The following is a 6,153-nucleotide window of genomic DNA, read 5'->3' as shown; positions in this document are numbered from 1 at the left end:
AGGTGGTTAGAGCGCACGCCTGATAAGCGTGAGGTCGGTGGTTCGAGTCCACTCGTGCCCATTTGAATAATATTATGGTCCGTTGGTCAAGGGGTTAAGACACCGCCTTTTCACGGCGGTAACACGGGTTCGAATCCCGTACGGACTATATATTTGGAGGATTACCCAAGTCCGGCTGAAGGGAACGGTCTTGAAAACCGTCAGGCGTGTAAAAGCGTGCGTGGGTTCGAATCCCACATCCTCCTTAGATAAGAATATCGCGGGATGGAGCAGCTAGGTAGCTCGTCGGGCTCATAACCCGAAGGTCGTAGGTTCAAATCCTGCTCCCGCAATTTTGGCTCGGTAGCTCAGTTGGTAGAGCAATGGATTGAAGCTCCATGTGTCGGCGGTTCGATTCCGTCTCGCGCCATTTTATTGATAATTTAGGAAGGGTAGCGAAGAGGCTAAACGCGGCGGACTGTAAATCCGCTCCTTCGGGTTCGGGGGTTCGAATCCCTCCCCTTCCATCCTTTACGGGCATAGTTTAAAGGTAGAACTAAGGTCTCCAAAACCTTCAGTGTGGGTTCAATTCCTACTGCCCGTGTTTTTGGAATATGGCGGGTGTGGTGAAGTGGTTAACACACCAGATTGTGGCTCTGGCATGCGTGGGTTCGATCCCCATCACTCGCCTATTTCTTTTGATTATTGGGGTATCGCCAAGCGGTAAGGCAAGGGACTTTGACTCCCTCATGCGTTGGTTCGAATCCAGCTACCCCAGTTACTTTGCCGGCGTGGCGGAATTGGCAGACGCGCTGGACTCAAAATCCAGTGTCCGCAAGGACGTGCCGGTTCGACCCCGGCCGCCGGTATAGTATTAAAGACAAGGTTTTCGGACCTTGTCTTTTTCTTTTATTCGTTGAATTTTTGATGCTGAGTTACTAAAAATTACTAATTCTATAACAAATCATCTAATTTTCTATATACCGCTTGCTGATACCGAGCTTCTCAGCTCGTTCTAAGCGCTTATCGTAAATTCTAAGTCTTTCATTATCATTGGGTTTTCTTAAATATAAGGTCTGGCCGATTGTTTCATCTCCGTAGGTATTGTAGTAGGTGCTTTTTCCATATATAAAGCGTTTCTTCTGACAAATCTTTAGAAGTTGATTAGGAGTGAAATAGGGTATTTCATTAAAATCATCTATTGCAATATCAATTCGTCTGATTGAAAAACGATTGTAATTATAGTAGAGGTTGTCCAGAAACTGTCTTTCGGATAGACTATTTGGATCTAATACCATATCTCTATAGAATTCAAGTGCCTGTCCTGACATGACAAGCATGTAGGACGACTCTTTCAATCCATAGTAGATACGGATATTCCCATAATGAAGCTGGCTATCATAGTTATAGTATTTAAGGCTCCCCTTATTCTCAATAAATAGGTCAAAGTCAAGAAATAGGATATCTTCGATTATTTCTTTTGGCGAAAATTCAGTCTTATCAAACTGAATTTGAATCCAGTCAAATACAGAACGTAAATGCTCATTTTTTGCCATAGATTTTGGTTCAACTTTTTGCCTAATTTTGCCACCCTTGAAATCTCTAAAACCCTTGGTAATACTGAATTCTTTCGATGGTACACCTGACTTGCAGAGGGTGGTGTTACTACACACCCTATCGATCAAAAATGGTCCGTCCGCATCTACGCTCATTTTCGGCTTTCTGCCTCATGGCTCAGCCGAAAACTCGCTATTAGCCGAACCTATTTTTTGACCTCTTGTTAACAAACCCTAGTAAGCCGGTTTGCATCGACTCTTCAATATCTTGGATTTTCTTTTTTAGGTTAGTATTTTCAATTTTTATCAGTCGCATTTCTCGCTTAAATTCCTGTTTTAAGGCACTCAGTTCATCGTAGAGCTCATCTATTACTTGGTTTAGGGATTCTTGCTCATTATCTGCTAGACTCCCAAATACGGCTTGTATAGCCCCTTTTAAACCTATTTCAAGTTTTAGTTTAGCTAACTTTTGAAATTGTCTAAGGTCTTCGTCTGTAAAATCATAGGCAACTGTATAACTTAATTGATGAGTTCTGGGATTTCTACTGATAGGAACTTTAATTTTCTTAAATTCCTTGCCACTTATCTCTTTAATCAGTTGAATCCAATTTTTAAGAGTAGAGGTAGAGTTTAGGCCAGAAATTTGATTGACTAACTCTTTATTGGTCATCTTTTTGTGAAACCTCCGAAATTTTCTTGTGCAACTGAAGAGTTTTCTGTGGTATAATTGTTACATAATATGTTTTGATCTTGGAACGAACGGCACATTTGTTTCAAGATTTTTTATTTTGTCGAATCTTACCTCCTTTATTAAAATTTTTTAAATCGACTACTAGTTACATACGCTTTTACCTCCTTTTATGCTATAATATTCTCAATGGAATATTTAATTTCAAAATAAATATTCCTTATGGAATAATTCTATTTTATACCGTTTAGAATATTTTGTCAAGCTAAAATATACGAATAAGAATATCTATAGGAGAATTATGTATACAGAGGATTATAAATTTTCAGAGAGGTTAAAAACTCTCAGAAAATCAAAAAAGTTAACTCAAGTACAAATATCGGAATTAATTGGAGTTCAACAAGGGACATATTCTCGATGGGAGAATGGAACGTTAGAACCAAGATTAGAATTCGTTGTGAAATTAGCAAATATCTTTGGGACTACTACAGATTATTTGCTGGGACAAAAACCTTATTCAATTATCAGTAGTTTACCTCTAGAACAATTAGATCTTACCAATATTGCAAATTTTTCAAAGGATGAATTTGATATTTTGAAACATTCAATAGCAGTTTCGGTGGCAAGAAATAAAATAAAGGCAACAGAACTAAAAGATAGAGTTATAGAAAAAAATCAGTTGTCAGAAAAAGATGCAGAACTTTTGAATAATATTTTTGAAGAAGTTAAAACTTATTGGGAAAAATAGGAGGACGCTAGTCTTCAAAATTCCCTCCCAAAATGTGTCTAAAATATTGACGGAATTCCATATAAAGAGGTTTATGATTATTTTAATGCAGATTGATGGTTTATTTGATTAAGTTTCAATAGATAAAGATTAGTATATTCTTGTTGAGTAATTTTATTTTATGAAGGTTGTTTATAGTTGAAAGGGGAAAATAGATGGTCTCTAAACTTGATACAGCTTGGGACTTGTTTCTGACGGGAAAAACATCAGAAGCTAAAAAGTTGGTTGAACAAGATTTTTCAATTGATACCTGTACAGATTTTAGCCTTTTAAATCTGATGGGGTATTTATTATTGGCAGAAAAAGACTATGCCTCGTGTACCCATATCTTTGAGAAATACATTTTATTAGCTCAACAAAAAGAAGATAAAGAAAATGAACACATTGGATTACATCAATTAGCTATGATCTACAGAGATCAGGGGGATTTTCATAAGGCTTTAAAACTCATTGAAGATGAAAAGAAGATAGTTGAAGAGCATTTTCCAAATGATAATCTAAAGAAAGCTGTGAATAACTACGAACAAGGCTATGTGAGATTTAAATTAAACAACCTTCATGAAGCTCTTACATTCATGAATCTGTCATTGGAACAATCTTTAGAGACTGATGACGTGATTTCTCAAGCTTGTAGCTATAGAGGGTTAGGTGAAATCAATTTAGCCTTGGGAGATACGGAGTTATCCAACAGACATTTCAAACGAGCTATAGAACTTTTCGAAAGTGTTGGAGAGTTTGAAGGGATAAAGGAAATTGAGGAATTGATTAACTAATGATTTTACATTTAGTTTTTGTTATTAGTTTGCCTAAATAAAAAGTTTTAATATGCTATAAATTATGTATTTGATTAAGGGGAATAAGATGAGAGGTTGTGATAGAGATGGAATTTCTATTTAGTTTAATTATTTATATGCCTTATTTCTTTTATTTAAATTGGAAGGATAAGCCTAAACAAAAAAATAAGTCCTTTTGCTATCTTTATAAGTTTTACATGATTTACTTGTGGTTTATCCTCATAATTTCCATAATGGCTATCGGTATTTTTTCCCTTGGAGTAGTAGCTGGTATGGGAGAAAAACTTACGTTTGTTTTCTTTGTTTTATCTTTTTTAGGTGTAGTTCTATTTAGTTTATATATTTTTAGTATTCTAAAAGAGATAAAAGACTTAAAGCAAATAAAAGATAAAATAAATAGATAGACGTAATCTAATTTGAATTGTCTTTATCTGGACTATACATCCGTATCTTTAACAGGTTACTAAAAAGGTATTAAATTATGAAAAAAGTCCCATTGTTAGTCTAAGTTGTTAGTATTTAAAAAAAGACAAGGTTTTTTATCCTTGTCTTTTTCGTTTTAGTATTGATTTTGATTCAATTTCAATAAGTGTGTTCTTTTTGCAGTATTCTATATATTTGAGGTAACATTATCATGGTATAGATCAGAAGAGAAGTCCCTCCAAATATGAATATCAGACCTCCGTTTATATCTTTTTAAAATAGATAAGTAAATACAATGGTACCTATCGGCATAATAGACGTATTTAGTGTGAATAAAGTGCTCATCACTCTTCCTAAATAATTTGTTTCAATGCTACTTTGAAGATAAGTCATGACGACAATATTTAGAATAACAAGAGTAAATGCGATAATTCCCATAAATAAACCGCCAACGGAAGAAATAATCACTTGGGTGTTACTAGTTGCAAATGTAATACCCAAACCAATGATAGCGATAGTTAGAAGGAAAAGTGGAATACGAATTCTATTGGTGAGAAGTGTGTTGGTTTCTTTTTTGTCTGGCAGTAGCGACATAGACACACTGGCTAATAACATTCCAACTGCAGACATTGTTTCTAGGATACCTACTGTTGCATTATCTAATAGGAGTTGCTCTTTGACTACAAATGGCACTCCAATGCTAATGGAAGTATAGAAAAAATTCAGTACAACACTAATAAGAATAATATATTTTACAATCTGATTTTCTTTTAAAAATCGGATAATTTCTTTAACCCCGTGTTGATTGTTTTCATTCTGTTTGACCTCAGCTTCCTGCCCTACGTGTTCATAGAAGAATTTCATGGTAAGTAAGACCCCTAAAGAAAGGAGATTTGCAATGATTTCTATGAGAATAAAGCCTGAGAAGCCTAACCAATTATAAAAAATGACTCCAATAGCTGGGGAAAGCATGGTTGCGATAGCGATGGCGGTTTGTGTGACAGAGCTTAGACGTTGAATTTTTGTATCATTTACTAACTCGTGGATAGAAGCTGAGTAACAAGTATCATTTATGTTAACTGTAATAGAGTGGAGTATGACAAACGGGATTACTAGATATAAGATAGTAGATGAATTCGTTATAAAATAAAAAGCATAAAACAGAAGAAAAATTATAAGCCTAAAGACGAAATTATAAATTAAGATCTTTTTATGACGGTATCGGTCTACTAAATTACCGATTGGAAGCAAGAAAATCAAACTGACTAAAGGATAGATGATCATATTAATTCCAAAACTCATTGCCGATTTTGTTTGGTCCAGTAACATTAATCCTAAAGCAAAATTAAAAGCTTTTCCACTTAAGGAGCTAATAAAACTACTGATAAAGTCTTTAACGATTTGTCTATTAGACATTTGATCACTTATTAAATTTTTAATATTAACCCCCTCCATTCGTTTCAACATTGATTCGGTTATCTAATCCCATTCAATGAACCTGAAAGGTAATCAGATTATTAGATAAACCATAATTTTGGTTAATTAAGATTTTATCAATTATACTAATAAAAGTATATTAAAAAATGTAGAAAGAAAGTAAATTTTTTAAGATTAGTGGTTGTATTATTTAATAACTAAGAAATAAGACTATCGACTCACTGCTTATGGAAGTAGTTATTTAAGAGAGAAAGATGAGTTACTAAAAAGGTACTAAATTCTGAAAAAAGTCCCCTTTTTGTGAAAACCAAAAGTTCCAAAAGTCTATTAAATCAATACCCTACTACTTAAAAAATGCAAGAATGGAACTCAAAATCCAGTGTCCGCAAGGACGTGCCGGTTCGACCCCGGCCGCCGGTATAGTTGAAAGAGTCTGGGACAAAAGTCCGACCTCAAATATAAAAAGCGAACAAAACTAGTTTTCTGGTA

Annotated in this window: 5 protein-coding genes, 9 tRNA genes and 1 pseudogene; 12 read left to right on the top strand and 3 right to left on the bottom strand. The window is 34.7% G+C overall.

What is annotated here, in order from left to right; all coding sequences use genetic code 11:
* Positions 1 to 76: 76 nt before the first annotated feature.
* From SSIN_RS07660 to SSIN_RS07620, 9 genes are all read left to right on the top strand, one after another.
* Positions 77 to 148 (top strand) — tRNA-Glu (locus SSIN_RS07660).
* Positions 149 to 155: 7 nt separating this feature from the next.
* Positions 156 to 245 (top strand) — tRNA-Ser (locus SSIN_RS07655).
* Positions 246 to 258: 13 nt separating this feature from the next.
* Positions 259 to 332 (top strand) — tRNA-Met (locus SSIN_RS07650).
* A 4-nt stretch (positions 333 to 336) separates the two neighbouring features.
* Positions 337 to 409: transfer RNA gene (locus SSIN_RS07645), tRNA-Phe, on the top strand.
* A gap of 16 nt (positions 410 to 425) precedes the next feature.
* Positions 426 to 506 (top strand) — tRNA-Tyr (locus tag SSIN_RS07640).
* A 6-nt stretch (positions 507 to 512) separates the two neighbouring features.
* Positions 513 to 583: transfer RNA gene (locus SSIN_RS07635), tRNA-Trp, on the top strand.
* A 13-nt stretch (positions 584 to 596) separates the two neighbouring features.
* Positions 597 to 669 (top strand) — tRNA-His (locus SSIN_RS07630).
* Between the two features lie 16 nt (positions 670 to 685).
* A tRNA-Gln gene (locus SSIN_RS07625) sits at positions 686 to 757 on the top strand.
* A gap of 7 nt (positions 758 to 764) precedes the next feature.
* Positions 765 to 848: transfer RNA gene (locus SSIN_RS07620), tRNA-Leu, on the top strand.
* 102 nt (positions 849 to 950) lie between these two features.
* On the opposite strand, the pseudogene SSIN_RS07615 reads toward SSIN_RS07620, so the two are convergent.
* Together SSIN_RS07615 and SSIN_RS07610 are read right to left on the bottom strand one after the other, a co-directional pair.
* Positions 951 to 1,691 (bottom strand): annotated as a pseudogene (locus SSIN_RS07615) (replication initiation factor domain-containing protein); the annotation flags it as partial.
* Between the two features lie 40 nt (positions 1,692 to 1,731).
* The gene (locus tag SSIN_RS07610; protein WP_037617582.1) at positions 1,732 to 2,205 is read right to left on the bottom strand and encodes a hypothetical protein; all 474 of its coding nucleotides are present in this window, start codon (positions 2,203 to 2,205) and stop codon (positions 1,732 to 1,734) included.
* 319 nt (positions 2,206 to 2,524) lie between these two features.
* Here SSIN_RS07610 and SSIN_RS07605 point away from each other — a divergent pair, with 319 nt between their 5' ends.
* From SSIN_RS07605 to SSIN_RS07595, 3 genes are all read left to right on the top strand, one after another.
* Complete coding sequence (locus SSIN_RS07605) at positions 2,525 to 2,971, top strand: helix-turn-helix transcriptional regulator (protein WP_037617580.1); 447 nt, start codon at positions 2,525 to 2,527, stop codon at positions 2,969 to 2,971.
* A gap of 194 nt (positions 2,972 to 3,165) precedes the next feature.
* Positions 3,166 to 3,783 (top strand): tetratricopeptide repeat protein, encoded by a 618-nt coding sequence (locus SSIN_RS07600; protein ID WP_037617578.1) that lies wholly within the window; start codon positions 3,166 to 3,168, stop codon positions 3,781 to 3,783.
* A 254-nt stretch (positions 3,784 to 4,037) separates the two neighbouring features.
* Complete coding sequence (locus tag SSIN_RS07595) at positions 4,038 to 4,208, top strand: histidine kinase (protein WP_209325468.1); 171 nt, start codon at positions 4,038 to 4,040, stop codon at positions 4,206 to 4,208.
* 292 nt (positions 4,209 to 4,500) lie between these two features.
* On the opposite strand, the gene SSIN_RS07590 is transcribed toward SSIN_RS07595, so the two are convergent.
* Entirely contained in the window at positions 4,501 to 5,643 is a 1,143-nt protein-coding gene (locus SSIN_RS07590; RefSeq protein ID WP_244880084.1) for an MFS transporter, read from the bottom strand.
* Positions 5,644 to 6,153 lie beyond the last annotated feature (510 nt).

Source organism: Streptococcus sinensis (genome assembly GCF_000767835.1).
In the GTDB taxonomy this organism is placed as follows: Bacteria; Bacillota; Bacilli; order Lactobacillales; family Streptococcaceae; genus Streptococcus; species Streptococcus sinensis.
The sequence above is the reverse complement of the archived record's forward strand: the minus strand, read 5'-3'. Positions and strand labels throughout refer to the sequence as shown.

Coding starts and splice junctions, on each gene's coding strand:
- SSIN_RS07610 (WP_037617582.1), bottom strand. CDS start 2,205: ATGACCAATAAAGAGTTAGTCAATCAAATTTCTGGCCTAAACTCTACC.
- SSIN_RS07605 (WP_037617580.1), top strand. CDS start 2,525: ATGTATACAGAGGATTATAAATTTTCAGAGAGGTTAAAAACTCTCAGA.
- SSIN_RS07600 (WP_037617578.1), top strand. CDS start 3,166: ATGGTCTCTAAACTTGATACAGCTTGGGACTTGTTTCTGACGGGAAAA.
- SSIN_RS07595 (WP_209325468.1), top strand. CDS start 4,038: ATGGCTATCGGTATTTTTTCCCTTGGAGTAGTAGCTGGTATGGGAGAA.
- SSIN_RS07590 (WP_244880084.1), bottom strand. CDS start 5,643: ATGTCTAATAGACAAATCGTTAAAGACTTTATCAGTAGTTTTATTAGC.